The organism is Okeania sp. KiyG1, from assembly GCF_014132355.1.
Taxonomy (GTDB): domain Bacteria; phylum Cyanobacteriota; class Cyanobacteriia; order Cyanobacteriales; family Microcoleaceae; genus Okeania.
Map to the genome: position 1 here is coordinate 45,918 of NZ_BLZO01000087.1, position 26,015 is coordinate 71,932.

A 26,015-nucleotide genomic window follows, 5' to 3' on the forward strand; every position below is an offset into this window, starting at 1 on the left:
TGGTTACTTATTTTTTGAAAAATCGGGTGAAGATGGGTATAATTCATCTTTTATTTTTGCCAATTTGCAGGCAAAGTCCTGTAATTTTTTTTCAGCTTGATCGAGTTTAATTATATTTTCTTGTTGAACTTGGTTGTTAGACTTAGGCGTTTCTATTTCTTCTTTAATTGAGTAACCATACCGTTCAGCCATTTCAATAATTTGTTTAAGCAAATCTGGTTCTTCTATTTCTTCCATAAAATTAATTTCTCTACGATTTTCAGGATTTCTAGTATTAGTTTTAATGTCATTAAAAATTTCATACTTATGATAATCTAAGTTCAGTCTATCGAACAGTATTTCCAGAGAATCTTCCACTCTATAATGTATTAACTTTCTGCCACTTTGTTCAATTTTCTGATGCCAGTATAAATACCATTTACAACATTTAGTTAATTCTGAGTCTGATGATTTAATTTCAGGTGTATTTAAAAGAGCATAGTTAGTATAAAAACAGTGATTTCGTCGAAAAAAACCTATTGCTATTAGGGATTCAATTACTTTTTTGGGATGACGAGTTAGATGAATAATCGAAACATCTTTTGGTACGCATTCGGTATTTAAAAAAGGAACTGCTAACCAACTAGAATCAGCTTCTAGGTTTGAGTGATTCAACATTCTCTGCTTAACTACTTGCTTGGTTAGGTGTCGTTGTTTTCTTGAAGGTGCGCCAAAAAATGTTTCATGTCCGCATTTTATTCCCACACTTTTAAAAGCATGAGCCATAAATTTAGTTCCACTTCTAGCTGTTGCTACAACTAAGTATTTGAATTCTATTTCTCTTGAGGCTTTTTGATTTTTCTTTTGACTGGGGAAGACCTGACCTGGCTGAGTTTTAGTTACTGATAATTTATCTTGATTTTTATGTGTTCTTTGCTGAATTATAGAGGTGGCGTTTAAAGATTTCTTTTCCTGATTTTCTAATTTTTTAGTAGCAGTATTATCCCAATTAAATTTCTGACCTAAGTATTCCTCTAACTTTTGGTTATAGGGCTGAAAATATTCGGTTAGCATCATTCGTGTAGCTTCACTTATATCATTATTGTGCTTTCTATAATTGTATTTTTATAAATTTCTTGTGGTCTGTTAGGTACTCCTAAAAAATTCCATACTTGTTTCATTTTTTGTCTGGGATTTTCCCAAAGTTCTTCACTTTTTAAGATTAACAAATTTTTCCGAGGAAAAAATTTCAGCCATCGGAGCAATTGCTCGATATAAATACCTCTAGATAAGTAACTGTAGTATCGATGTGGCAAACTTTTATAATTTTCATCTGCCATAATTTTATCTATTTCTGGTTCAATTCGAGATGGCTCTTGTTGAATTGCTTGTTCAAAAGATAGAGGTTCGCGAGACTTGCCAAACTGACGATTATGATAGTAATGAGATACTGCTCTGTCTACAGGATTTCTTAGTAATAAAATCAGTTTTATATCTGGTAGAGATTGAGATATTCTCTGGGGAGCGTGGGGATGAAATATATAGTATGGACTAGCTTCTCCTGTAATGGTTTGATTTGGAATTTCTTTTTGAGGAAAATGAGAATAATACCAATTCATTCCTTTGTCAAAGTTTAAGTCGAAGAAATGTACTTCTTTTTTAGTGGCTGGTAAAATTTGAGGATGTTTAGTCAAATATCTATATAGAGAGGTAGTTCCACATTTCTGAGCGCCGATAATAATAAAGTTTGGTAAAGTCATTTTGATACTCTTGAACCTTTTAAAAATATTTATTATATATTATAGATAGTGTTTACTAACCTAGTGAGGTATAGCTTCTAAATTACTAACTTTGGTCTGACAAAATTTAATGTACCTCAGTAGACTGAGAAATGCTATAACTACTGTAAAATTATTATGTAATTTAGACTTTATTCTACAGTAAACAACCTCAACTATCTAGAAGATGTGGCAAAAAATCAGAGGAGTTATTTATGAGTTGCAAAAGGTATATAAATTAAATGAATAATAAAAATATGTGTTCCCAAGTGAATCAAGAAACAACAGCAGTGGAAAACCACCAACAGGCAGAGAATTATTTGGCCCAAGGGAAATTGGATAAAGCCCAGGCAGCTTGTCAAAAAGTCTTAGCTACAGTGCCAGATTTTGCCCCTGCGTACAAGACACTAGGAAACATTAGTCTGGATATGGGCCAAATCGCAGAAGCTATGGATTGGTACACAAAAGCCCTTGCTACTCAACCTGATTGGGCAGAAGTTTATGCTGATATTGGCAGTCTATATGGGATGCAAAAGCAGTGGCAGTCAGCTATAGACTATTATCAAAAAGCGATTGAACTAACACCAGATAAGTGGGAATATTACAAATTTTTAGGGAAATGTCTTGAGAAACTACAGAAATGGAATAGGGCGATCGCTTGTTATTCAAAGGCGATTGAATTAAATCCTCATCATCCTAATAATTACTATTTATTGGGGAAAATTTTAGAAAAACAAAAGAACTCCTCGGAGGCGATCGCTATTTATCAACAAGGATTAAAAACTACCAGAAAATAGTCAATTAGTTAGAAGAATAGAGCGGTTGTTAAATCAGCAAAAACAAAATTTGGTAGAAAATTATCGCACTTATGGAGAAACCCAAAAACAAATTGAAAACTTAGAATCTGCTATTAGTGTTTATCGTGAAATTATCAAGATAGAGCCACAAAGTTCTGACTATTATGAACTAGGGATGCTTTTGGTAAAACAAGAAGATTTTGAAGGAGCATTATTATGCTATGAAGAAATCTTAAAAATGCAGTCTTGGTCAGAGGATAAAGCTCAAAAAAATGTGACATTAGGAATAGCTTTAATTAAGGCAGGAAAACTTAGGGAAATTATCAATTGTTACCACAAAATTTTCGATAAAAATATTCAAAATTTAGAGTTTTATTATCAATTTAGTATCAGTATTTCCACAGCAGGATTAATCTCTGAAGCAGTTACTTTTTTTAAGGAGTTACCTAAAGCACAGTTTCCTAAACAAGTTAAGCAGTCAACAAATGTAAGTAGTAATTCAATATATGACTTGCTCTGGGATGCTTTGAATCAAACTAATTCAGATAATTTAGATCTGAATCAAGACCTAGAGGGTTTAGAATTAAAATCTCAAGAAATTCAAAAACATTTTTCTAGAAAAGAATTAAAAGTTTTTCAAATAGATAAATTACATCCAAAACATATAAAATATATTAAAAATAGTGGCATTGTTTTAGAATATGTCAAATTAATAATAATTGAAAATCCTCATTTAGAAAATATTTACATCAATTACTTTGAGAGTACTAATGGAGTTGTACAAACAAGAACAAATAATGTCAAAAAAAAGGAACTTAAAAAAGACACAGGAGAGTATAAATATCAAGCCATTGAGTTTACTCAAAGTCTAGTAGAATTTGGGTATATATATGCCGTTTGCCCTCTAAGTGGTCGAGTAGTTAGGTCTAATACTTCTTTTTATCTGGAAAGATTAACTCTTATATATAGATTTGAAGGAGAAGAAGTGTTTTACATTATACTCAATAATTTTATTGGTTCTAAAGCGGCTTTATATATTCCTAAACTTAACATCTGCATTGCTTTTAGCGGAACAAAAAAAACTGTTACAAACATACCTCAACATATTGCCAATAAAATTTCTAAATTTCAAAGCTATGCAGTTAGTAATTGGAGAGATGTCGAGAATTATCTGGGAAATGTTAATAAGTCATTAGTAGAAGTATATGGTACGATGAAAAACTTAGGGCATTTTTTCTGGCAAGATGTCACAGGTATATACTATTTGTACGAACAGAATTTATTAGAAAAAATAGATTATTTTTGTGGTGGTTGGAATCAATATCTAAACTTATTATCTATTTTTCCCGAAATTCCGGAAAATAAAATTTTAGATATGTCTGAAATGTCTGGTGAAGAGCAATTCAGATTTATGTTAAAAAATAACTTTTTCTGCGTGAGAATAACAGATGCTTTTATTAAACAAACTGTTGGGAATAGAATTGCTCAAGCTGCATATAATTTATGTTCTCAAGAGTTTATAGCAGAAGTAAGAAAAGCTAAAGAAAATAATAATTTACTGCTTTGGATAAATGTCAGAACTCATAATAAGGTTTGGGTCGATCAGGATGAAAATTATCCAAAAATTATTAATAGTTTGATAGATGATTTTTCTGATTTAAGGATAGGAATTGTTTTTGACGGAACTCCAGATGCTAGTGATAGTGTAAAAAAATTATCGAAAAAACCAAATCAAAGGTGAATTTTTACAATACGAATTTAAAGATAAAATTATACGAAAGTATAGTTTGGGCTAATAATATTGATGCTTATATTGCAGTAGTAGGTTCTGGATTAGTAATAACATCATGGTTAACAGATAAACCAGGTGTAGCTCATGGCGATCTGGCTCATTTGGCACAAAAAAGTTTTTGGTATGGAGTGAAAGAAGCTGGTATCCGGCCAACATTTTTGAAAGCTCAAGACATTCAACAACTAAACACAAAAGCTTATGGTAATTATAAAGTTAATTGGAAAATTATCTACAAAAAAATCTTGAATATTCTTAAAAAAGTGGAACAGCAAAAACGAATGTCTAAAGACTAAACTAAAAAGTAAATAGAATGTAAGCATTCAGCTATCAGCAGTCAGCTATTCCTTCGGAATGCGGAGCAAACAGCAATTAGTAATAAATAATTACTTCTGAGGTTTTGTCCAGGAACTTTGGTAGTAACTTTTTATTCTTTTTGAATTTCAAAGGTTGCTTTTACCTTCCCTAAAATTAATAGCTGATAGCTAATAGCTGACGGCTGTTTGCGCAGCATTCCGGAGGAAATGCTTACAATAGAATATATTGTGGCAGTTGATGGGGAATTTTAATTGAAGAAAGCAGAAGGGAAAATTGTATGGGGATAGTCAAGGACTTGCTGCTCCGCGTCTACTCACCCTAAACAATTTTAAGCACTCCAGTTGACGGTGGGGTATTAAACCCATAAGGGAAAAGATAAATGTAGTGAAATAATCCCCATTAATTACTGTTTAATCAAAGTTTTTAGGCGATAAAAAAATCATAAATTAATAAATTATAGATATATGGAATCTCAAACAATATTAGTTGTAACCACAATTTCAGCACCCAATAAAGTTTTACGAGAATTGGCAGCAGGGTGTCAGTTATCCCACTGGAATTTCATAATTATAGGTGATACAAAAACACCAAGTGACTTTCTCTTAGAAGGTTCTCAATATTATGATATAAAAGCTCAAATAGCTACAGGACTAAATTATGCTAAAGTCTGCCCAACTAAACATTATGCTAGAAAAAATATAGGGTATTTACTAGCAATGGAACAAGGAGCAGAAAATATAGTAGAGACTGATGATGATAACTTACCTTTAGATAGTTTTTGGCAGAAAAATATTTAGAAATTCAATGTAAAATTATCGACAAAGCAGGTTGGATAAATATTTATAAATATTTTTCAGAAGCACCAATATGGCCGAGAGGATTACCGTTAGACAAAATTAATCACCCAATACCACCTTATGAAGAATTATCAGAATATTTGGCAAAATGCCCTATTCAGCAAGGATTAGCTAACCAAAACCCTGATGTTGATGCAATTTATAGATTAGTTTTACCTTGACCTCAAAACTTTAGAGATAATATTAACTTAGCATTAGGTAAAGAGAGTTGGTGCCCTTTCAACAGTCAAAATACATATTGGTTTCCCAATGCTTATCCACTTATGTATTTGCCTGCATACTGTTCATTTAGAATGACAGATATATGGCGAATTTTTATCGCTCAAAGAATTTGTTGGGAAAATGGTTGGCGGATTTTATTTCATAGTCCAACTGTTTATCAAGAGCGTAATATTCATAATCTAATGCAAGATTTTGAACAAGAGATTCCCGGTTATCTCAATAATGAAAAAATTGCCAAATTATTATCCGAAGTTAAACTGAAGACCGGAAAAAATGCAATATCAGATAACCTAAGAAAATGCTACGAAACTCTAATTAAAAGTGATATATTCCCACCACAAGAAATTGATTTAGTAGAAGCTTGGCTAAAAGATATAGATACAGTATTGACATCCTCCTGACGTGGCCTTTGAGCCATATCTAGAGGATTCCCAAACTTCACGATGGGGAGTTTGTGTATCAAAAACAACTAAATCTATACATTTAGAATTGGTATTAAACCCACTTATACTGCTGTACAGAACCAAGCTAAATCTATTCATCTACAGAATTTTATTCTGACTCCTAAATTCTTTCTTAACCATCTTTACCAACGATAAAAATGAAATCCGTGCCTCAAGTAACTCCAGAAACTTCAGCCCAATACTTTCAAAAAGCCAACGACGCTATAGAAGCAGGCAAACTAGAAGAAGCCATCCCTCTCTATCGCCAAGCTATAAAACTAAACCCTAACTTCTCTTTGTATTACCAAAGTCTGGGAGATGTAGAAGCCCAACTAGGTCATTGGGAACAAGCGACTACTGCCTATAGTCAGGCCATAAAACTTAAACCAAACTCGGCTATCTCTCATCATCACCTGGGGGACATTCTGGCTCAACAAGGGAAATTAGAGAAAGCGATCGCCTCCTACTCCCAGGCCATTAATATCAATCCCAACTTTTCAGAATTTTATAACAGTCTCGGAAAAGCTGTATTCAACAAAGGTGAATTTGACAAAGCCATAACCTACTACCAAAAAGCTATATCCCTGGACTCAGAATCTGCTATTGCCCACCATAACTTGGGAGAAACTTTTGATAAACAAGGTCAAACTCAGGAAGCTACTAATTACTATCGGAAAGCTATAGAAATAGACCCCAGTTTCTGGGAATCATACCAAAAATTAGGAATAGCCCTGAGTAAACTAGGAGACCTACATCAAGCTGCCCAAGTTTATTTAAAAGCTAGTCAACTTGTCCCGAATTCCGCTAAAATCCATCATCATTGTGGAGAAACTTTATCCAAACTCCAAAGGTGGGATGAGGCCATTGTTGCCTATGGTAAAGCAACCGAACTAAAACCAAACTCTGCACCCATTTATCATCAGTTCGGATATGCTCTGGCTCAACTACAAAAATGGCCGGAAGCTATAGCTGCCTACCGCAAAGCGATCGAACTTCAGCCCAACTCCCCAGAAGTACATCACCATCTGGGATATGCTTTAGCTCAACAGAAAAATTGGTCTGACGCTGTAGTTGCTTACCGCAAAGTCACAGAACTTCAGCCTAACTCCCCAGAGGTTTATTATCATTTGGGATATGCTCTGGGTAAACTTCAAAAGTGGGAACAAGCGGTGGTCGCTTACCAGAAAGCTGCACAATTACAACCCAATTCCCCACAGGTACATTACCAGTTAGGTTGCGCCCTGATAGAATTCAAACAAAATCAAGAGGCAGTGGCCTCTCTCCGTAAAGCTTTAGAACTTAATCCTAACTTGGCCGAAGCTTATGGGGAATTGGGAATAGCTCTCGGTAATTTGAAGCAGTGGGATGAGGCGATCGCTACTTATCATCGGGCCTTGGAACTTAATCCAAATTTAGGGGAAGTTCATGGTTATTTGGGAAAGATATTGGCTTCACAAAAACAGTGGGATGATGCTATTGCTAGTTATCGCCGTGGTCTGGAAGTTAATCCTAAGTTGCCGGAGGTTTACCAAAATCTGGCTTTAGCTTTGGTGCAGCAACAAAAGTTTGATGATGCTATTACCAATTATCAGCAAGCTATTCAAATAGGTATCAATACTGCGGAAATTCACCATCAGTTGGGTCATACTCTCAGCAAACTCAAACGTTGGGATGAGGCTGTGGTTAGTTATGGTCGGGCAGTTGAGATTAATCCTAAGTCTGCAGCAGTGCATCATATGTTAGGAGAAGCTCTTGCCCAATTAAAACGGTGGGATGAGGCCCTCGCTTCTTTATCTCAAGCTGCTGAACTGAATCCTAAATCTGCGGATGTTATATACCACAAAGCCGAATTATTGTCAAAATTAGAAAGGTGGGATGAAGCTGTGGCGGCTTATTCAAAAGCTGTAGAGTTAAGGCCAAACTCGGCAAAGTTTCATTTGCGGTTGGGGGAAGCTTTGGCCCAGAAAACTCCTATGGATGAGGCGATCGCTTGTTACCGTCGTGCTTTGGAAATAGACCCTCATTTTTCTAAGGCTAAGAAAAAATTAGAAGCTGCTCAAGGAAGAAAAAATTTACTGGAAACGGGCAATTTTACGAACATTAATATATTAGGAGAAACTGATTTTGAGGGTTGTTTGGATTATGCGACTCTTGATTATGTTTCTGGTTGGGCGAGACATAAAAATGATTCTGATAAGGTTGTATTTGTTGATGTTTTTGTTGGTAATAATTTAGTTGGAACGTTAGTAGCGAATAAATATCGTCAAGATTTAGCGGAAGCTTTTGATACTCACGGATATCATGCTTTTGCTCAAAAAATTCCTCCTTCTTTACATAGTAATGGGTTAGTTGAAGTTAGTGTCAAGATAACAGAAACAGGTGAACAATTGAAAAATTCTCCTAAACCATTAGTAGTCGGACCGAAGGGGAAAAAGCATGAGGTTAATCTGAGTTTTGGTCAGGGAGAAATTAATAAACTTATCTATCATTTTCAAGAAGGAAGAAGGAAGAAGGAAGAAGGAAGTAGTGAAGAATTCAAAAGTCAAAAGTCAAAAGTCAAAAGTGAAGAAGTAAATTTGGAATTCAAAAGTCAAAAGTCAAAATTCCAAGAAGAATTCAAAAGTCAAAAGTCAAAAGTCAAAAGTGAAGAAGAAGTCAGAAGTAAAGAAGTAAAAAATGGAGAAGGAGTCGGAAGTAGAGAGTTAGAAGAATTCAGGAGTGAAGAGGAAGTTAGAAGTCAGATATCTCTGGCAAAAGTTCGGACGGAAAAACCAGCAGTAGCAGTAATTATTTTGAGTTTGAATGGAGCGAAATTATTAAGTGAGTTATTTGCTTCCTTTGAGCTTTATAACAGTTATGAAAATTTGGAATTAGTAGTGGTTGACCACGGATCGACAGATAATAGTATTGATGTCTGTATGGAGTGGTTTAAAAAGTTGCCCATAACGGTTATTGCCAGGGGAGAAAATTATTCTTTTTCCAACTCAAATAATGTGGGAGTGAATGAAACAAAAGCTCCTTTACTGTTATTTATGAATAATGATATTACCCTCTGCCAAGACATAATTCCTCAAATGGTTGAGTTAATTCAACAAGATGAAAATCTAGGAATGGTAGGAGTAAAATTATTAGATATTGTTAGTGACAAGTCTTTGGCTTTTCCTCCTACTCAACATTTAGGAGTGCAGATATATTTTCATAGTCAAAATGAACCTTTTTATCCTTTTGAAGTTCGTTATGCTCCGCAGTTATTAAAAGTACAATCTGCTCCTTGGAAAGTACCTGTTGTAACTGGAGCATTAATGATGTGTCGGCGGGAAGATTTTCAGAAAGTGGGAGGTTTTAATGAAGATTATTTCTACGGTTATGAGGATGTAGATTTATGTTTGAGTATCCGGCAAAAATTAGGCAAAGAAATTATTAGTGCTAATCATTTAACTGCTTTTCATAATCGTGGTTTTTCTCGGTTTAATAAAGGTAAAGAATTTATCCAGAAAATATTGAAAAATCGTCCGATAATAGAAGAAAGATTTGCTTATTATCTCCGTCGGAAACATTTACAAGATTATTTTGAAAAAGGAATTTATTGGACTGGTCATCCTTTAACTATTGGTTTTGCTGTAACCGAAGCAGATATGACAGCTGCGGCAGGTGATTATTTTACAGCAGTAGAATTAGGAGAACAATTAGTTAAACAATTTGGGTGGGATGTTTATTATCTTTCTGAAGGAGAAGATTGGTATGATATGACCCGTTTAGATGTAATTGTGGTGATGCGCCATGATTATGAATTAGAAAGAATAGAAAATGCTAAACCAAGTTTAGTAAAAGTTGCTTGGGCGAGAAATTGGTTTGAGGTTTGGGCGTCTCAAAAAACGGCAGGAGATTATGATTGTTTTTGGTGTTCTTCTCAAAAATCTGCCGATTATATTCAGCAAAAATTATCTAAGTCTACAACAGTAGTTAGGATAGCTACTAATGATGAAAGATTTAAAGAATTTAGAATTAAGAATTTAGAATTTAGAATTCATAATTCAGAATCTAGAAGTGGAGCAGAAGTCAATTTAGAAGTCAAAAGTCAAAAGTCAGAAGTCAACTTAGAATTCAAAAGTCAAAAGTCAAAAGTCAACTTAGAATTCAAAAGTCAAAAGTCAAAAGTCAAAAGTGAAGAAGAAATTAATTCTGAAGTTATAAGTCAAAAGTCAAAAGTCAAAAGTGAAGAAGAAGTTAATTCTGAAGTTATAAGTCAAAAGTCAGAAGTCACAAGTGAAGAAGAAGTCAGAAGTGAACTAGGTAATAAAATTCCAGAAACAGGCAAAAGTGAAGTAGGGAAAAATTTGGAAGTAGGAGTTTCAGAAGAGTCAGAAAAAATTCCTTCTGAACTAGGTAATAAAATTCCAGAAACAGGCAAAAGTGAAGTAGGGAATAATTCGGAAGTAGCAATTTTAGAACAACAGGAAAAAGTCAATTCAGAACTAGAGAATAAATATAAATCTGACTATTGCTTTACAGGAAGTTTCTGGAAATATCCACGAGATATTATGAGTTTTTTGGAACCAGATAATTTACCCTTTGAATTTGCTTTGTATGGCTATAACTGGGAAAAATTTGAGAAGTTTAAAAAATATAATCGTGGACTCTTGCCTTATACAGATATGCCCAAAGTTTATGCTTCGACAAAAATAGTAATTGATGATGCTAACTCAGTGACAAAACAATGGGGTTCTACAAATTCACGAGTATTTGATGCGATTATTTCTGGGGCGTTAGTTGTGACAAATGGAGAATTAGGAAATCAAGAATCTTTCGATGGTTTATTGCCTACTTATAATTGTCGCGAATCTCTAGAAAATTTATTACGGGAGTATCTAACAAATGAGGAACTAAGATTAGCAAAAGTGGCAGAATTACAGAAAATAGTTGAGGAACAACACACATACAAACATCGTGCCCAAACAGTATTTACTGCCTTACGGGAAAAAATGAGTAATAGTTTCCGCATCGGTATAAAAATTGGAGTTCCTGACTGGAAACAAGCGCAAGAATGGGGAGATTATCATTATGCTTTAGCTATGAAACGACAGTTTGAAATATTAGGTCATTCTGTCAGAATTGATATTTTGTCAGAGTGGGAAACGCCGAAAAGTTTTGGAGATGATGTAGCAATTGTGATTCGTGGTTTGAGTCGTTATCAACCTAAGTATTATCACATTAATTTGATGTGGAATATTAGTCATCCAGATAAAGTTGAGTTGGCAGAATATGAAGAATATGACCATATATTTGTAGCCTCCTATTCTTATGCTGAGGAGTTACAAAAACAGGTAAAAGTTCCAGTACAAACTTTACTGCAATGTACCGATAAAAATTTGTTTTATCCAGATAAAGAAGGTTATGAAGAAGTAGGAGAAATATTGTTTGTCGGTAACTCTCGCAAAGTTTATCGTCAGATAGTAAAAGATGCTGTCGAAGCAGGTTTAAAAATAGATGTTTATGGTACAAACTGGGAAAAATTATTGCCCAGTGGTTATTTAAAAGGAGAATATATTCCCAATGAAATTTTACGACGTTATTACAGTAAATGTGGCGTACTATTAAACGACCATTGGGATACCATGCGAGAAAAAGGATTTATTTCCAATCGTTTATTCGATGCTGCTGCTTGTGGAGCAACAATTATTTCTGACAAAATTTCTGGTTTAGAAAAAGTGTTTGGAGATAAAATTTTCACTTATAACTCTCAGGAAGATTTGCCAAAAGTAGTAGAAAATTGTTTACAGCAAAAAAGTCAGAATATTGGGGAAAAATTAGAATTAGCAAAATATATCCGAGAGAATCATAGCTTTGAGAAAAGAGTCAGAGAAATATTAGGAACTATTGAGAAGTTGAATGAGGAAAAAATGTTGGGGAAGTTCATAAAATAACAAACAGAAATCTAGAATTTCTGCTGATTAGTGAAACAGAAATAACAACAATTTAGAATTTAGAATTTAGAATTTAGAATTTAGAATTACCTCTCCTTTAAAAGAAGAGGATTGACTCAAAAGAAATTTTTTCCTTTTATCCCCTTAAAGGGGGAGGCTTTATACCACAATTTTTTGGTAATTATGCGAAAAAATTAGGCTCCGAAGCTATTTTACGAACACCTGAATCTGCCAGCTTATTTGTTATTTATAATGTTTTGATGGAATTATGTTTAGCCTATAAGTTGGTAGAAGATAAAGAAGCTGTTCCACAATTAATAATTAATAATTAATAATTAATAATTAATAATTAACAATTACCTCTCCTTGAAAAGAAGAGGATTGACGTGGTAGGGAAAATTTTTTCTTGTTTATCCTTTAAAGGAGAAGTTTTAAACCTTAATTATTCGGTAAATTAGCAAAAATATAGTCAACAAAATTAGCCAAAATTATTCTAGATATCCTAACTTGTTTAGTGAGGAAATTCACAGAGCATTTGTGCTAACTGCAATTATCTTATTTAGAGATATAGCTCCTGAATTATTTACCGTAGAAGAACATCTTTGTCTAGTAGAATTTATCGAGAAAAAAACCAGAGAAACTTGGCAAGAATCTCACAGTAAACTTTGGGGTAGAAAAGAAAAACAACTTAATAGCTGGAATCATCGAATAATCGCTTTTTCCGGTTTAGCGATCGCTACTATTAGTCTGCATAATTATCTCCCTGAAGCACAAGAATGGCTAAATGTGGCAATGAGTCGTGTGGAAGACTTTTTTATTGATGGTATAACCGACCAAGGAATGACGAGGGAAGGTCTTTGGTATTGTGGATTTGTTTCTAAAATATTAGGAATTTTACTTCGCATTTGTCGCCAGAAAAATATTAAAGTTAATGGAGAATTTTTAGATGATAAATATAGTTATAAATTAGACCGTTTAGTTGAATGGTATTTGTATGAATCATTCCCCCGTGGAAAATATCTAAATAACTGGAATGATTCATAGTGAAGTTCTCTCCCGTTAAATCGGAGATTATAACGGGAGCTTCTAAAACAAAGATAATTGAACCCAAGTTTCAGAAGTTTCTTGTCTCACAGGCTGACTAATGTCTAAGCCTCCACAAGCAGACAAGATGATACCCACCTCGTTTAACCCTTTATTTAATATGTTAATTGCTGCATTCTCATCTCTATCTAAAACTGTTCCACATTTAGGACAAGAATGAGTTCTAACTGATAAAGTTTTAGGTACTTTTTGACCACAATTACTACAATTTTGTGATGTATTATGAGGGTGTACGGGCGAATGGCCATTCGCCCCTACTTACATGAACACCGCGTTTTACCGCCACTGCACTCAATTTTTCAATAAAAGCACCCCAGGCTACATCATAGATTGATTTTGATAGTTTAGTATTTCTAGCTAAACCTTTAATATTAAGGTCTTCTACAGCAATTAAATCATACTCTTTAACTAACTTATGAGCAGTTTTATAATGAAAATCTTCTCTTTGTCTAGCAATATGTTGATGCAATCTAGCTATTTTATTCTGTGCTTTTTGCCAGTTATTAGACCCAATTTCTTTTCTAGCTGCTTTACTTTGCTTTCTAGCTAAATTAGATTGTGCTTTTCTATAGAAATTTGGAACAGAAACAGTCTCACTAGTATTAGTAGTTAAAAACTCTTTTAAACCTACATCAACACCTACAGCAGTTTTGATATTATCAGTAGGAATTACACTGGGAACTGACTTATCTTCTAAACTAAAACTGACATAATAGCCGTCAGCTTTTTTGGTTATGGTTGCAGTTTTAATTGTAAATCCATTTGGAATTGGTCTATGAACTATAACTGGGATAATACCCAACCTACTAATAATAATTTGTTTACCATCAAACTTAACTGCTGCTTTAGAATGATTTACTCTACTAAAACATAATGACCTTAGTTTCCCAGACTTTTTAAACCTTGGTCTACCAAATCTTTTACCTGTTTTGTCAGGAACTAACCAGCGTTTCCAAGCTTTATCTAGTTTTTGTAAATTAATTTGTTGAACTTCAGAGTAAATTTCTTTGTAATCAGGAAATAACTGTTTTGTTTCTTTAAGCGCTGATTGCTGAAAATAATAATCTGGTCTACAAGAAATCTCCCCAATAGGACATGAAATTATTGAGCATCGGTCTATTTGACACCTGGTTCTGTTTAACCAGTATAACCTTTGACCAAGGGCATAATTCCAATGTCTCCTCAAGAGTTCTAACCAATTATCTATCTTAGTTATTTGTTCTTGATTTGGTTTAATTTTGTAACAATGACTTAGGATCATTTTATTTCCTTTTCGACCAGAGCTTTATTATAATAGTTTGTGTAGAGTTTGTCTATACATAATGAAAAAAACAGGATTAAATATACGAATAAGTCATAACAGATTAAAGTAGGGGCGAACGGCCGTTCGCCCCTACGATTATATGCAGCAGAAAATGAAAAAACGATGACCCAAGTAATAAGTGATTTCATAGATTCACTAAGACTTAAAGACAAGAAATCAGAAGAAAAACATCAATCGACACCTATATAAGTAAGCTTGCAGCTCGGCAATTCCCCTCCCGTTAAATGGCTCGATTATAACGGGAGACCCCGAGACCGTATCTAGTTGGAATCCTCATCCTGGTTTATGGGGATATTTAACTATAGTGGGTAACAGAAATCCTAGTCTTGTTAATTATGTTTGGGAATTATTAGTAGGTAGCAAAGGATTAAAAACCTATGGCAGAGACCCTAATTTAAACTTCTCTTCCCTATTTGATGCCTACTTATTTTTACCTCAACCACCAGTAGCAGAATTTAAACTAGAAAATACTAACTTATCAATACGTCGTTTTTGCTCCGATATTGGTTATTTGAACGTTAGAAATTCTTGGTCATCAGCAGCAACAATTGTTAGTTTCAATTGTGGTAAATATATAGAAGGTATTCACGACCAATCAGATAATAATTCTTTTACATTAATATTTGAAGGTCAACCTCTAGTTATTGACTCTGGTGCTGCTAATGATACAAGGGAAAATTCTCCATCATCCTCCCTCGGTCATAACTTAGTTTTAATTGATGGTAAAGGTCAAAGATTTTCAGGAAGGGGGAATGGTGTATCAGGGAAAATAATAAAATATGATTATTCTGAGGTGTTTGATTATATTCTAGGAGATGCAACACCATCATATAATTTACAGAATTATAATCCTGTTAATTTTGCCATTAGACATTTATGTTTTGTGAGAGAACCTTTTCCTTATGTAGTCACATTTGATGATATTGAGCCATCTGATTTTTCAGATATAAAATTTCATCTATATGAGTATTTATTGCATATCCCTAACAGCTTCAGTGTAGAAAAAATTAATCACAATCAATTTAGACTAAAGCTCCTAGAAACAGGAAATACTTACTCATTTATTTTGCAATTTTTTAACCAAGAAAAACTAGAGATTAAAATCGAACAATTTCAATCAAAACATCACCATAGCTTTGCCAATCATAATTTATTGCGATTTAGCACCAGAGCAATAAATGCTCATTTTTTAGCTGTATTTATATCTGAAAAAAATTAGAAAATCTCAGTATGAAAAGTCATATAAATATTGATAATAGTAGAATTGTACTGGAAATTTTATCGTCAGAATGGTCAGATAATCTAGAATTAAAATTCTATAGAGGAAAAGACACTTCTTTAAAAGATAAATTGTTTAAATTTCAACGAACTGACTCCTCATTAATTGATAATGGATAGTTGACCCAGAAAGTTTTCAGGTGACAAATTTCACTCGTTCTGCTCATTCAATGCACTACTACGATAGTGTTCTGGTAATAGAAAAACGCCAAATGGAAAAGTCTATTGTCAGGGAGACGGGTAAAAAGTCGTTTGGGAAGTAAATATTAGTATTAGGGTGGGAAGGTATATGATAACGGCGGGAGTAATTCTCAAAAATACTTCCTTTCCGCTAGAGGATTACCTAGCAAAATTTGGCTATAAACTATATGCTCAAATGATCTACTAATTATAATCTTGCGCCGGGAAGGGAGTAATACAAGAATAAACCTGATTTCTCAATGAATAAAAAAATCCCAATAGACTTCTCCAATAATAAAAAATAGAATCAATTATGGCACAGAAATTATTAATTATTTCCCCCTACTCCCTACTCCCTCTTTTCCGGAGATGTCTAATAAATTATCTGAGCAAATTGATTCGAGTGTAAGAGCAGCGATACTGCTGAGGCAGCGCTACGCGAAGGCTTCTGCAATTGAAAGACATAGAAAATTGGGAGAATCAATTAGTATTCTCAAAGATGGTAAAATGGTGACATTAACTGCCGATCAAATCCCGCCGTTAGAGAGTAGTTGTTAATTAAAGTATTTTTGAATTAAGAATCAAGAAAAAATTATGAAGATATCTCATAACAACCCAAATAATCAAATAGTTTCTGGTTTTTCTCCAGGAAAAAGAACTGATAGTTTCAATTGTTTCATTTTCCCAAGTTACTAATCTATTTATTGATCTTTTTGATGTTAAAATATCCTAGATTTAATCAAAATTTAATCAAGAATGAAATTTTTAAAACCAACTGACCCTTTACCTACTTTGGGTAGATTAGAAAAAACAGCCATTACAAATGGAGTAGTACATTTAGAAGGCTGGGTAGTATCTTTTGATAAGAAGCCATTGGATAGAATCCAAGTTACTATTGGAGGCCAAGAATTTAGTAATTTGGAAATATCACACAGTCTGCCCTCTCCCGATATCAATAAGGGTTATCCCAACATTCCAGGAACAGACAAAGCAAGATACATAATTAAAATATCCCTGACTGGGCAGCAACAACAACTGAAAAATTCTTTAGTAGTATTAACTCCCATATACCAAGGGCGACCAGGTGGAATAATGCCCAATGTATTAGACCCCTCTATACCTCTTCCCAGTCAAGAATACATCAAATTTGTCGGGGATCATTTCACAGATGTAGCCTTCGACTTTCTCGGTTATTTTATTCAGAGGGTAGGTTTAGAACCTAACGACAAAGTATTGGACGTTGGTTGTGGTGTGGGCCGTCTTGCTTATTCTTTAGCCTATTATTTAACTCCCCAAGGTGGATATGCAGGTTTTGATATTGCTGAAAAGTTAATTAAATGGGCAAATTCAGAGATTACTTCCAGATTTCCCAACTTCAACTTTCAGGTAGTCAACATCTACAATCAAATGTACAACCCAGAGGGAAATGTCAAAACTTTGGATTTTATCTTTCCCCACGAGGATAAAAGTTTCGAGTTGGTGTTTTTGATTTCTGTTTTTACTCATTTGCGGGCTAAGGAAGTACGCCATTATCTAGATGAAATTTCCAGAGTATTAAAACCAGGAAGTCGATGTCTGTGTAGTTGTTTTTTATTGAATCCAGAGTCAGAGTCGGCGATCGCTAAAGGTAGAGGCGCTCATAAGATAGTACATCAACTCGAAGAGTGTTTTACCAGTAATCCTAAAATGCCAGAAGCAGTTATTGGTTACAAGGAACCCCTACTTTTAGGTTGGATGCGAGAGCGGGGGCTAACTGTGGTGGGTAAATATTACGGTCAGTGGTGTGGACGAAATAGATTTACCAGTTATCAGGATATATTAGTGTTGCAGAAAAATTAGGATACAAATATTTCTATAGATGTCAGTAAAACAGTTACGCTTAAGTCCTCAGAATCCTAACGGCATCAAAAAAGTCCAAGTAGGTTGTGGCCCCCATAATATCATGGCCGACTGGTGGAATGTAGATATTCGACCTTTTCCTGGTATTGACCAACCGATGGATGTAACTAAACCTTGGCCTTTTAATGGTTTGGAATATGTGTATGGGGAACATTTTCTCGAACATCTAAGTCTCGAAGGAGCGATCGCTTTCCTGGATAACACTTGGAAAAGTCTAAAACCTGGTGGAGTAATTCGACTTTCTACTCCTTCCTTAGAGTGGGTAGTTTCTACTCATTTTAATTTGTCAGAAACTAATCCACAAAAACGTATTGATTCTACATTTTCTATGAATCGTGCTTTTCATGGATGGGGTCATCAATTCATTTATTCAAAGGATTTTTTGCAATCTTTACTTGATAATTTAGGATGGCAAAAAGTAATATTTTGTGAATATGGAAAGAGCGAACATTCAAGTTTGATAGGTATCGAACGTCATGGTAAATATCGAGTTGATAATGGATATCCTAATGTTTGGATTGTGGAAGGTACCCGGGGCGATGGTCGTTCAGAGTCTAGTGTTTTGTCTTATCAAAAATTACTAGATAAATCTTACATAAGTTATGTAAGGTCTGGTCATTAAAGTAAGCAGTCAGCGGTCAGCTATTTTTAAGTTTTAGAAGGATCTTTTGACTCCTCAGTTTCTGTTAGATTGAAAAAATTTATGGAAAAAGCAGCAAATTATTTAATTAAAGGTAATCAACTAAAACGGGAGAAAAAATGGGAAGAGGCAATAGTATCTTATCGTCGAGCAATAGAAATTAATCCTAACTCAGCATGGTCTCATCATAATTTAGGGGAAGCTTTAGTAAAAATAGGTGTTTTGGATGAAGGAATAACCTCTTATCGTCGGGCAATAGAAATTAATCCTAACTCAGCATGGTCTTATTATGAATTAGCAGAAATTTTTGCCACTAAAGGAGAATTTGATGCTGCTATACCTAACTATCGTCGCGCTTGTGAATTAGAGTCAAATTTCCAGGTATTTTCTGATGGTTTAGAAAAAGCTATAGAGAAGTCAGGCGACAAAGGTAAAACTTTTTTTGAGCAAGCAAAAACTCATTTTGCCAACCGTTTATGGCAAGAAACTATAAAAAGTTGTCGTCAAGCAATAGAAATGGGAGTTGAAGATTACGAGTGTTATAGAATATTAGCTTGGTCTTTCAAAAAACGACGGCAGTGGAAAGAGGCGATCGCTGCTTATAATAAGTTAATAGAATTAAATCCTACCGACAGCGATGGTTATTATTGGTTGGGGGATATTTTGAGAATACAAGGTAAGTTAGAAGAGGCGATCGCTGTTTCTCAACAAGGATTAGAAAAACTCCCAGAAAATGAAGTTTTAGCAGCTAGGTTAAAGCAGTTTATTGAAGAACAAAAAACACATCCAAAAGAAACTGCGAAACATTGCTTTAACTTAGGAATGCAGCTAGTAGAAAACAAAAAATTTGAAGAAGCTATTTTGTATTATGAAAAGCTTTTGAGATGGCAGCCATTGATAGGTCCTCAGTTCAAACAATGTATGAGATTTGGAATAGCTCTAGTTCAGGCAGGAAAAGTTGCACGAGTTATAGAAACATATCACAAAGTTTTCCAGAAAAAATCGCAAATTTAGATATTTATTATCAGTTGATAATTAGACTTGCAAATAATGACTTAATTGTAGAAGCAGTTCGTTTTTTTCGGGAGCTACCAAAACCTCAAATTCCGACAATAGAACCAGTAATTGATAATAGTAATTTTTCAAAATACGATGCTATTTGGAATTTGTTTAATCAAACTAAACCCTCTGAGTTTAACTTAGAAATTGATTTAGATAAACTGGAATTTGAAGCAGAGGAAATTAAACAGCATTTTCAGAATCAAACTTTAAAAATATTAACTTTACCTCAGCTAACTCCAGAAGACAAAACCTGGTTAGAAAAATGGGGAATATCTTTAGAATATATAAGATTGATTAGACAGGAAAATAATGGCTTAGAAAATATTTATATTAACTGCTTTAATGATGATTTATCATTTCCCCAAAGGAGAACCCAATTACATCCTCACAAAAAATTTAATTGTTGGCACGTCATTAATAACCCAATAGAATTTCCTCAAACTATTGCTGAATTTAATTATATGTATGCCCTCGACCCAATGATCGGTGAAATCTTGAGGTCTAATCAATCATTTTTGATGGGGGGCTCTTTAATTTTTATAGATTTGTGGGTAAAGAAGTATTTTACATAGCAGTTGGTAGGTTTACAGGAGAAAAAGTTTCTCTTTACTTTCCCAAATTAAAATTAGTAATTTGCTATGATGAAGGTCATGCAAATCCTAAAATTTACCACAATCTAGCTACTTACATCGTGACTTATTTTGATGATGTAAGTGAATATCTGAACAAGAGCGATAAACGCAAATTAACATCTCTTATTGGTTTTGTGAAAAATCTAGGACATTATTTCTGGCAAGACCTGAATGGGATATATTACTTAAGCAAAAATAGTCTTTTAGAGAAGATCGATTACTTTACTGTCGGACCTTACGAATATCTAGAATTTGCTTCAGTATTTCCAGAAATTCCTGCTAACAAAATATTAAAACTAGAGGAAACATCAGAGGCAGAAATGTTTCGATTTTTTCTCAAAAAGAATAGCTTTTGCTTCAGAATAACAGACAATTTTATTACCAATAATTACACAGAAAATATCCGCCGAGTTGCTTGGGAGAAATGCTCGCCAGAATTGACCAAAAACTTAACTGATATTAAAGAGAATCAGAAAATATATCCTTTAATTTGGGTGAATCTGAGAAACCACAATAAAAGTTGGATATCCCAAGTTAAAGGATATGCAAATATCGTCAATAAATTGAGAGAAGATTATCCAAATATTTGCATAGTTTTCGATGGCTGGATAGATTGCCAAAATATTTTTAACAAAATTATTAATCAGTTAAATCCCGAAATTAAAGTTTATAATACCCTAGGATGTCCTTTGCATGAAAGTATTGTTTGGGGAAATTATATTGATACCTATATTGCCATTGTTGGTTCTGGATTAGTAATTACATCATGGCTTAACGATAAACCAGGTGTAGCTTATGCTAATCGCGGTCATCTCAAACAAAAAAACTTCTGGTCAAAAGTCAAAGAAAAAGCAATAGAACCAGATTTTTTGGATTTTGATGATGTTAGCAATGCTGGCGGTGGCGGTTGGTGTGATTTTCAATTAGATTGGCAAGTAATCTATCAAAAAATGTTTAATATTTTGGCTTCCAAAAAATAGTTTTAGGAATAAATAATGAAAAAAACTACCTTAGTTGTCACCACAATTTCATCTCCTAATAAAGTTTTACAAGAGTTGGCAACAGGTTGTCAGTCTCATAACTGGAATTTCATCATAGTTGGGGATACTAAAAGTCCTAAATATTTTAACCTAGCAGGTTGCGAATATTACGACGTTGATGCTCAAATAGCTACTGGTTTAGAATACGCGAAAAATTGTCCGACAAAACATTATGCTAGGAAAAATATTGGTTATTTACTAGCAATAAAAGAAGGAGCAGAAGCGATCGCTGAAACAGACGACGACAACTTTCCTTTAGATAGCTTTTGGCAAGAAAGTACCCTCAAAGTTGAGTCGAAAATTATTGATAAAGCAGGTTGGGTAAATGTTTATAAATACTTTTCAGATGCAATAATCTGGCCGAGAGGGTTGCCATTGGATAAAATTAACGACCCAATACCATCTTATGAAAGCTTAAATGAGTCTATTTCCGAATGCCCAATTCAGCAAGGGTTAGCAAATGATAACCCAGATGTCGATGCTATTTATCGACTGGTTTTGCCTTTACCTATAAAATTTCAAGAGGATATTAAACTGGCATTAGGTAGTCAAACTTGGTGTCCTTTTAACAGTCAAAATACAGTATGGTTTCCAGCAGCATATCCCCTACTTTATTTGCCTGCTTATTGTTCATTTAGGATGACAGATATCTGGCGAAGTTTTGTCGCTCAGAGAATATGTTGGGAAAATGGTTGGAAAGTTTTATTCTACAGTCCGACTGTTTATCAAGAAAGAAACGAACATAATCTAATGAAAGATTTTGAAGATGAAGTTTCAGGATATTTGAACAACGATAAAATTGCTCAGTCATTGTCTGAAGCTAATCTAAAATCTGGTGAAGTTTTTATTCTTGATAATTTAAAAAAATGTTATGATGTCTTGATAGATTTGGAAGTCATTAAATCGGAAGAAGCAAATTTAGTTGCAGCTTGGACTAGAGACATGAATAAAATTTTGAAAAATACCTAACCATCTTTTTACAGTTAAGAATCATAGTTTATCTAAGTATCACCCAGGAGATTCTAGACCAGGTAGTGACAGAGATGAAAACTTTGGCAATATTTATGTCGAGCTATTAAAAGATAATTGTTAAGCAATAGGTAACCATTCAGAAATCAGCCATCAGCTAGTGATCAAACAAAAATTGTTTGTAGTTTTGCTCTAGCAATATGAAATATGCATCTCATATGATGTCCACACTTTATCGTTTGTGTAAACCCAAGGGTGAATATCTACAGGAAATTTAGGTTTTTTCAAGCTTTTAAGCCTTCTTCCTTCTTCCTTACCTTCGCGCTTACAATACTGATGCTACCGGACATGATATAACCAAATAAATATCAAATATTCTATGAATCAAGAACCTATAGCAACTTTAATCAGAAAAGGTAAGAAACTTCAACGAGACGGCGATCGAGAAACAGCAATAGCAACCTACCGACGTTGTATAGAAATTAACCCTAATTCAGCCTGGTCTTATCATTGCTTGGGAGAAACATGGTTTGAATTAAGTAACTGGCAGGAAGCTGTTAGTGCATTCTCTAAAGCTGTTGAATTAAATCAATCTTCTGGTTGGTCTTATCATAAGTTAGGAGAAGCTTTATTTAAGTTAGGCGATTTGAATAGAGCAGAAACTAATTTACGTCAAGCTTGCGAACTCGAACCCGATAATTATCAATTTTACAAAGTATTGGCATGGTTGTATAAAAAAGGGAAGAAATGGAATGAGGCTATTAGCTGTTACTCAAAAGTTATTGAATTAAATCCTACGGACAATATTGCTTACTATTGGTTAGCAGATATTTGGAAAGTAAAACGAGAGTTAAATAAGGCGATCGCTGTTTGTAGGCAAGGTTTGGAAAAGTATCCTCAAGAACCTAAATTAACTTCACAATTAGAGAGTTTAACAGGAGAAAAAAGAGCCGATACTAAGAAAGATAAAATTATTATCTGTGCCATGTTCAAGAATGAAGCTCCCTATCTTCTGGAGTGGATAGCATACTACCAAGCAATTAAAGTAGATGGCTTTATAATATACGATAATATCAGTACAGATGGCACTACAGAAATATTAAAAGGTTTGGACAAAGCTGGTATTATTACACATATTAAATGGCCAGATATGCTTGATAAAAACCATCAAGTAGCTGCATACGAAGATGCCATTAGAAGGTTGAGAGATAAATGCGAGTGGGTTGGTTTTATAGATGGAGATGAATTTATTGTTTTAAACCAACATAATGACATTCACAGTTTTTTAGATGATTATCAAGATGTGGATGGAATAGCTATTAATTGGAAGTTATTTGGTTCTTCTGGACATAGTTTTGTTACGGATGGGCTAGTAATAGAAAGATTCACTAAATGTACGAAGTCGGATGCTTCAGGTAACGAGCATATCAAGACTATTGCCAAAATAAATTCTATCCGAGAAGTAGATGGAGTAGGAGTACATATCTGTAAGTTTAAAGGTGATAATCCTATTTATATCCATGCAGATCGGAATCCATTACCAGCTAATACAAATGGTAAAAGTACACATATAGATCATAGTATTGTACAAGTTAATCATTATGTGACTAAATCTAAGCATGAATGGAATTTAAAAGTAGCTAGAGGTAGGCCTAAACCTCCAGGAGCTCGCGATAAGAAACGACCAATGCATTCGTTTTATAAGAATGAGCAGAAGGCAAATTTAGAAGAAGATTTGAAAATTCAGCGTTGGCTAGAAAATACGAAAAAACAACTTAAAATTTTAAGAAGTTTTGTAGAGTTAGAAGACCTCAAAGCTCAAGTTCAATTTGCTAAGGCAATTTTGAGAGAATCTCAGTTAGAAATGGGTCCTGGTCAGGAAAAGCTACTCAAGCTCGAACAGGAACTTTATCAAACTAGAAGGGAATTAAATGCTAGTCAAGCTGCTCTTTCTCAATGTCAAGAGGAGTTGAAAAAGACTAAATAATGAAGATATAGGGAAATACAGATTTGACGATCAACCTAAATTAAATTTACCAATTAATAATTGATAAATTTAACAAAGAAATAGTAGAGTATTCTCATATTAACTAACCAAATAAATATCCAATATTCTATGAATCAAGAATCTTTAGCAATTTTCATTATAAAAGGTAACAAACTTAAACGACAAGGTAAGCAAGAAGCAGCAATAGAAACTTACAAACGCTGCATCGAACTTAACCCTAATTCAGCCTGGTCTTATCATTGCTTGGGAGAAACATGGTTTGAATTAAGTAACTGGCATGAAGCTGTTAGTGCATTCTCTAAAGCTGTTGAATTAAATCAATCTTCTGGTTGGTCTTATCATAAGTTAGGAGAAGCGTTATTTAAGTTAGGCGATTTGAATAGAGCAGAAACTAATTTACGTCAAGCTTGCGAACTCGAACCTGATAATTATCAATTTTATAAAGTATTGGCATGGTTGTATAAAAAAGGGAAGAAATGGAATGAGGCTATTAGCTGTTACTCAAAAGTTATTGAATTAAATCCACTCGATCAAACCTCTTACTTTTGGTTAGCAAATATATTCAAAATCAAAGGAGAATTAAAGGAAGCGATTACTATTTGTAGGCAAGGTCTAGAAAAGCATCCTCAAGAAACTCAATTAACTGCACAATTAGAGAGTTTAGTAGGAGAAAAAAAAACAGAACATAAGAAAGAAAAAATTATTATTTGCGCAATTGTTAAGAATGAAGCTCCCTATATTTTGGAGTGGATAGCATACCACCAAGTAATTAAAGTAGATAAATTTCTGATATACGATAATATGAGTACAGATGGAACTACAGAAATATTAAAAAAATTAGACGAAGCAGAAATTATTAAACATATTAAATGGCCTGATATACCAAATAAAAATCATCAAGTAGCAGCATATACAGATGCCATTGGCAGGTTGAAAGGTAAATGCGAATGGATTGGTTTTATAGATGCAGATGAATTTATTGTTTTGAACCAACATAATGACATTCATAGTTTTTTAGATGATTATCAAGATGTAGATGGAATAGCTATTAATTGGAAATTATTTGGTTCTTCTGGACACGCTTCTGTAACGGATGGGTTAGTAATAGAAAGGTTTACTAAATGTACAAAATCTGATGCTGTAGGTAACGATTACTTCAAGACAATCGCTAAAATAGATTCTATTAAAGCTTCTGACGGAGTGGGAGTACATTTCTGTAGATTTAAAGGGAATAATCCTATTTACCTTCATCCAGATCGAACTCCCCTACCTCATAGGTTGAAGGGAATAAGTTCTCATATAGATCATCAAATAGCCCAAATTAATCATTATTTTACAAAATCTAAGCATGAATGGAATTTAAAAATAGCTAGAGGTAGAGGAGATAGACCTGTAGGATCTCCTGATAAGAAACGACCAATGCATATATTTTATAAAAATGAGCAAAAGGCAAATACTGAAGAAGATTTAAAAATCCAGTGTTGTCTGGAAAACACGAAAAAACAAATCAAATTTTTAAGAAGTTTTGTGGAATTAGAAGACCTAAAAGCTCAAGTTCAATTTGCTAAGGCAATATTAAGAGAATCTCAGTTAGAAATGGGTCCAGGTCAAGAAAAACTACTCAAGACCGAACAGAAACTTCATCAAACTAGAAAAGAATTAAACGCTAGTCAAGCTGCTCTTTCCCAATGTCAAGAGGAATTGAAAAAGACTAAATAAAAAGTAAATTATCCTGGAAATAACCTCATGAATGTTAGTGAATACCAAAAAGC

General features: G+C 33.8%; 23 protein-coding genes and 1 pseudogene. 20 read left to right on the forward strand and 4 right to left on the reverse strand.

The window, feature by feature from the left end:
• Positions 1 to 3: 3 nt before the first annotated feature.
• Together SAGCYANO_RS45020 and SAGCYANO_RS45025 are read right to left on the reverse strand one after the other, a co-directional pair.
• Positions 4 to 1,056 (reverse strand): hypothetical protein, encoded by a 1,053-nt coding sequence (locus SAGCYANO_RS45020; RefSeq protein WP_237396380.1) that lies wholly within the window; start codon positions 1,054 to 1,056, stop codon positions 4 to 6.
• A 14-nt stretch (positions 1,057 to 1,070) separates the two neighbouring features.
• Positions 1,071 to 1,739, reverse strand: coding sequence for a sulfotransferase domain-containing protein (locus SAGCYANO_RS45025; protein ID WP_237396381.1), 669 nt, complete (start codon positions 1,737 to 1,739; stop codon positions 1,071 to 1,073).
• A gap of 260 nt (positions 1,740 to 1,999) precedes the next feature.
• Here SAGCYANO_RS45025 and SAGCYANO_RS19635 point away from each other — a divergent pair, with 260 nt between their 5' ends.
• From SAGCYANO_RS19635 to SAGCYANO_RS19660, 8 genes are all read left to right on the forward strand, one after another.
• Positions 2,000 to 2,554 carry a tetratricopeptide repeat protein gene (locus SAGCYANO_RS19635; RefSeq protein WP_202221605.1) on the forward strand — a complete coding sequence of 185 codons (555 nt, stop codon included), beginning with the start codon at positions 2,000 to 2,002 and terminating at the stop codon, positions 2,552 to 2,554.
• 25 nt (positions 2,555 to 2,579) lie between these two features.
• Positions 2,580 to 4,295 carry a M48 family metallopeptidase gene (locus tag SAGCYANO_RS19640; RefSeq protein WP_202221606.1) on the forward strand — a complete coding sequence of 572 codons (1,716 nt, stop codon included), beginning with the start codon at positions 2,580 to 2,582 and terminating at the stop codon, positions 4,293 to 4,295.
• The gene (locus SAGCYANO_RS19645) at positions 4,292 to 4,639 is read left to right on the forward strand and encodes a hypothetical protein (protein WP_202221607.1); all 348 of its coding nucleotides are present in this window, start codon (positions 4,292 to 4,294) and stop codon (positions 4,637 to 4,639) included. Before SAGCYANO_RS19640 ends, SAGCYANO_RS19645 begins: the two co-directional genes overlap by 4 nt.
• A gap of 486 nt (positions 4,640 to 5,125) precedes the next feature.
• On the forward strand, positions 5,126 to 5,458 hold the full coding sequence (locus SAGCYANO_RS45030; RefSeq protein WP_237396383.1) for a hypothetical protein: 333 nt from the start codon (positions 5,126 to 5,128) through the stop codon (positions 5,456 to 5,458).
• Entirely contained in the window at positions 5,440 to 5,679 is a 240-nt protein-coding gene (locus tag SAGCYANO_RS45035; RefSeq protein WP_237396385.1) for a hypothetical protein, read from the forward strand. Before SAGCYANO_RS45030 ends, SAGCYANO_RS45035 begins: the two co-directional genes overlap by 19 nt.
• Before the next feature lie 132 nt (positions 5,680 to 5,811).
• Entirely contained in the window at positions 5,812 to 6,141 is a 330-nt protein-coding gene (locus SAGCYANO_RS45040) for an STELLO glycosyltransferase family protein (protein ID WP_237396387.1), read from the forward strand.
• A 200-nt stretch (positions 6,142 to 6,341) separates the two neighbouring features.
• On the forward strand, positions 6,342 to 12,107 hold the full coding sequence (locus tag SAGCYANO_RS19655; RefSeq protein ID WP_202221608.1) for a tetratricopeptide repeat protein: 5,766 nt from the start codon (positions 6,342 to 6,344) through the stop codon (positions 12,105 to 12,107).
• Positions 12,108 to 12,644: 537 nt separating this feature from the next.
• Positions 12,645 to 13,151, forward strand: coding sequence for a hypothetical protein (locus SAGCYANO_RS19660; protein ID WP_202221609.1), 507 nt, complete (start codon positions 12,645 to 12,647; stop codon positions 13,149 to 13,151).
• Positions 13,152 to 13,193: 42 nt separating this feature from the next.
• Here the strand turns inward: SAGCYANO_RS19660 and SAGCYANO_RS45045 are convergent.
• Together SAGCYANO_RS45045 and SAGCYANO_RS19665 are read right to left on the reverse strand one after the other, a co-directional pair.
• Positions 13,194 to 13,385: pseudogene (locus tag SAGCYANO_RS45045) on the reverse strand (zinc ribbon domain-containing protein); the annotation flags it as partial.
• 46 nt (positions 13,386 to 13,431) lie between these two features.
• Positions 13,432 to 14,472, reverse strand: coding sequence for a transposase (locus SAGCYANO_RS19665; protein ID WP_237396389.1), 1,041 nt, complete (start codon positions 14,470 to 14,472; stop codon positions 13,432 to 13,434).
• 367 nt (positions 14,473 to 14,839) lie between these two features.
• Here SAGCYANO_RS19665 and SAGCYANO_RS19670 point away from each other — a divergent pair, with 367 nt between their 5' ends.
• The 12 genes from SAGCYANO_RS19670 to SAGCYANO_RS19720 all read left to right on the forward strand — a co-directional run bounded on the left by SAGCYANO_RS19670 (position 14,840) and on the right by SAGCYANO_RS19720 (position 25,962).
• Positions 14,840 to 15,754 (forward strand): heparinase II/III family protein, encoded by a 915-nt coding sequence (locus SAGCYANO_RS19670; RefSeq protein WP_202221610.1) that lies wholly within the window; start codon positions 14,840 to 14,842, stop codon positions 15,752 to 15,754.
• An 11-nt stretch (positions 15,755 to 15,765) separates the two neighbouring features.
• Positions 15,766 to 15,933: a hypothetical protein gene (locus SAGCYANO_RS19675; RefSeq protein ID WP_202221611.1), complete on the forward strand. Its 168-nt coding sequence runs from the start codon at positions 15,766 to 15,768 to the stop codon at positions 15,931 to 15,933.
• A gap of 20 nt (positions 15,934 to 15,953) precedes the next feature.
• Positions 15,954 to 16,076 (forward strand): hypothetical protein, encoded by a 123-nt coding sequence (locus SAGCYANO_RS47810; RefSeq protein ID WP_255502617.1) that lies wholly within the window; start codon positions 15,954 to 15,956, stop codon positions 16,074 to 16,076.
• Between the two features lie 286 nt (positions 16,077 to 16,362).
• Positions 16,363 to 16,551 carry a hypothetical protein gene (locus SAGCYANO_RS19680; protein ID WP_202221612.1) on the forward strand — a complete coding sequence of 63 codons (189 nt, stop codon included), beginning with the start codon at positions 16,363 to 16,365 and terminating at the stop codon, positions 16,549 to 16,551.
• A 198-nt stretch (positions 16,552 to 16,749) separates the two neighbouring features.
• Positions 16,750 to 17,832 (forward strand): class I SAM-dependent methyltransferase, encoded by a 1,083-nt coding sequence (locus tag SAGCYANO_RS19685; RefSeq protein WP_202221613.1) that lies wholly within the window; start codon positions 16,750 to 16,752, stop codon positions 17,830 to 17,832.
• 19 nt (positions 17,833 to 17,851) lie between these two features.
• Positions 17,852 to 18,514 (forward strand): hypothetical protein, encoded by a 663-nt coding sequence (locus tag SAGCYANO_RS19690; RefSeq protein WP_202221614.1) that lies wholly within the window; start codon positions 17,852 to 17,854, stop codon positions 18,512 to 18,514.
• Positions 18,515 to 18,595: 81 nt separating this feature from the next.
• Positions 18,596 to 19,546 carry a lipopolysaccharide assembly protein LapB gene (locus tag SAGCYANO_RS19695; protein WP_202221615.1) on the forward strand — a complete coding sequence of 317 codons (951 nt, stop codon included), beginning with the start codon at positions 18,596 to 18,598 and terminating at the stop codon, positions 19,544 to 19,546.
• 14 nt (positions 19,547 to 19,560) lie between these two features.
• The gene (locus SAGCYANO_RS19700; protein ID WP_202221616.1) at positions 19,561 to 20,166 is read left to right on the forward strand and encodes a hypothetical protein; all 606 of its coding nucleotides are present in this window, start codon (positions 19,561 to 19,563) and stop codon (positions 20,164 to 20,166) included.
• A complete protein-coding gene (locus tag SAGCYANO_RS19705) occupies positions 20,142 to 21,206 on the forward strand; it encodes a hypothetical protein (protein WP_202221617.1) in 1,065 nt (354 codons plus the stop codon). The genes SAGCYANO_RS19700 and SAGCYANO_RS19705 overlap by 25 nt, the downstream gene beginning before the upstream one ends.
• Before the next feature lie 15 nt (positions 21,207 to 21,221).
• Complete coding sequence (locus SAGCYANO_RS19710) at positions 21,222 to 22,235, forward strand: STELLO glycosyltransferase family protein (protein ID WP_202221618.1); 1,014 nt, start codon at positions 21,222 to 21,224, stop codon at positions 22,233 to 22,235.
• Between the two features lie 379 nt (positions 22,236 to 22,614).
• Complete coding sequence (locus SAGCYANO_RS19715) at positions 22,615 to 24,222, forward strand: tetratricopeptide repeat protein (protein WP_202221619.1); 1,608 nt, start codon at positions 22,615 to 22,617, stop codon at positions 24,220 to 24,222.
• 129 nt (positions 24,223 to 24,351) lie between these two features.
• Positions 24,352 to 25,962, forward strand: a complete 1,611-nt coding sequence (locus tag SAGCYANO_RS19720; RefSeq protein ID WP_202221620.1) for a tetratricopeptide repeat protein — start codon at positions 24,352 to 24,354, stop codon at positions 25,960 to 25,962.
• The last annotated feature ends 53 nt before the right edge of the window (positions 25,963 to 26,015 follow it).

What these genes read in the sequence shown, in the direction of transcription:
- SAGCYANO_RS45020 (WP_237396380.1), bottom strand. Translation starts at nt 1,056, where the DNA reads ATGATGCTAACCGAATATTTTCAGCCCTATAACCAAAAGTTAGAGGAA.
- SAGCYANO_RS45025 (WP_237396381.1), bottom strand. Translation starts at nt 1,739, where the DNA reads ATGACTTTACCAAACTTTATTATTATCGGCGCTCAGAAATGTGGAACT.
- SAGCYANO_RS19635 (WP_202221605.1), top strand. Translation starts at nt 2,000, where the DNA reads ATGAATAATAAAAATATGTGTTCCCAAGTGAATCAAGAAACAACAGCA.
- SAGCYANO_RS45030 (WP_237396383.1), top strand. Translation starts at nt 5,126, where the DNA reads ATGGAATCTCAAACAATATTAGTTGTAACCACAATTTCAGCACCCAAT.
- SAGCYANO_RS45040 (WP_237396387.1), top strand. Translation starts at nt 5,812, where the DNA reads ATGACAGATATATGGCGAATTTTTATCGCTCAAAGAATTTGTTGGGAA.
- SAGCYANO_RS19655 (WP_202221608.1), top strand. Translation starts at nt 6,342, where the DNA reads ATGAAATCCGTGCCTCAAGTAACTCCAGAAACTTCAGCCCAATACTTT.
- SAGCYANO_RS19665 (WP_237396389.1), bottom strand. Translation starts at nt 14,472, where the DNA reads ATGATCCTAAGTCATTGTTACAAAATTAAACCAAATCAAGAACAAATA.
- SAGCYANO_RS19675 (WP_202221611.1), top strand. Translation starts at nt 15,766, where the DNA reads ATGAAAAGTCATATAAATATTGATAATAGTAGAATTGTACTGGAAATT.
- SAGCYANO_RS19680 (WP_202221612.1), top strand. Translation starts at nt 16,363, where the DNA reads ATGTCTAATAAATTATCTGAGCAAATTGATTCGAGTGTAAGAGCAGCG.
- SAGCYANO_RS19685 (WP_202221613.1), top strand. Translation starts at nt 16,750, where the DNA reads ATGAAATTTTTAAAACCAACTGACCCTTTACCTACTTTGGGTAGATTA.
- SAGCYANO_RS19690 (WP_202221614.1), top strand. Translation starts at nt 17,852, where the DNA reads ATGTCAGTAAAACAGTTACGCTTAAGTCCTCAGAATCCTAACGGCATC.
- SAGCYANO_RS19695 (WP_202221615.1), top strand. Translation starts at nt 18,596, where the DNA reads ATGGAAAAAGCAGCAAATTATTTAATTAAAGGTAATCAACTAAAACGG.
- SAGCYANO_RS19710 (WP_202221618.1), top strand. Translation starts at nt 21,222, where the DNA reads ATGAAAAAAACTACCTTAGTTGTCACCACAATTTCATCTCCTAATAAA.
- SAGCYANO_RS19715 (WP_202221619.1), top strand. Translation starts at nt 22,615, where the DNA reads ATGAATCAAGAACCTATAGCAACTTTAATCAGAAAAGGTAAGAAACTT.
- SAGCYANO_RS19720 (WP_202221620.1), top strand. Translation starts at nt 24,352, where the DNA reads ATGAATCAAGAATCTTTAGCAATTTTCATTATAAAAGGTAACAAACTT.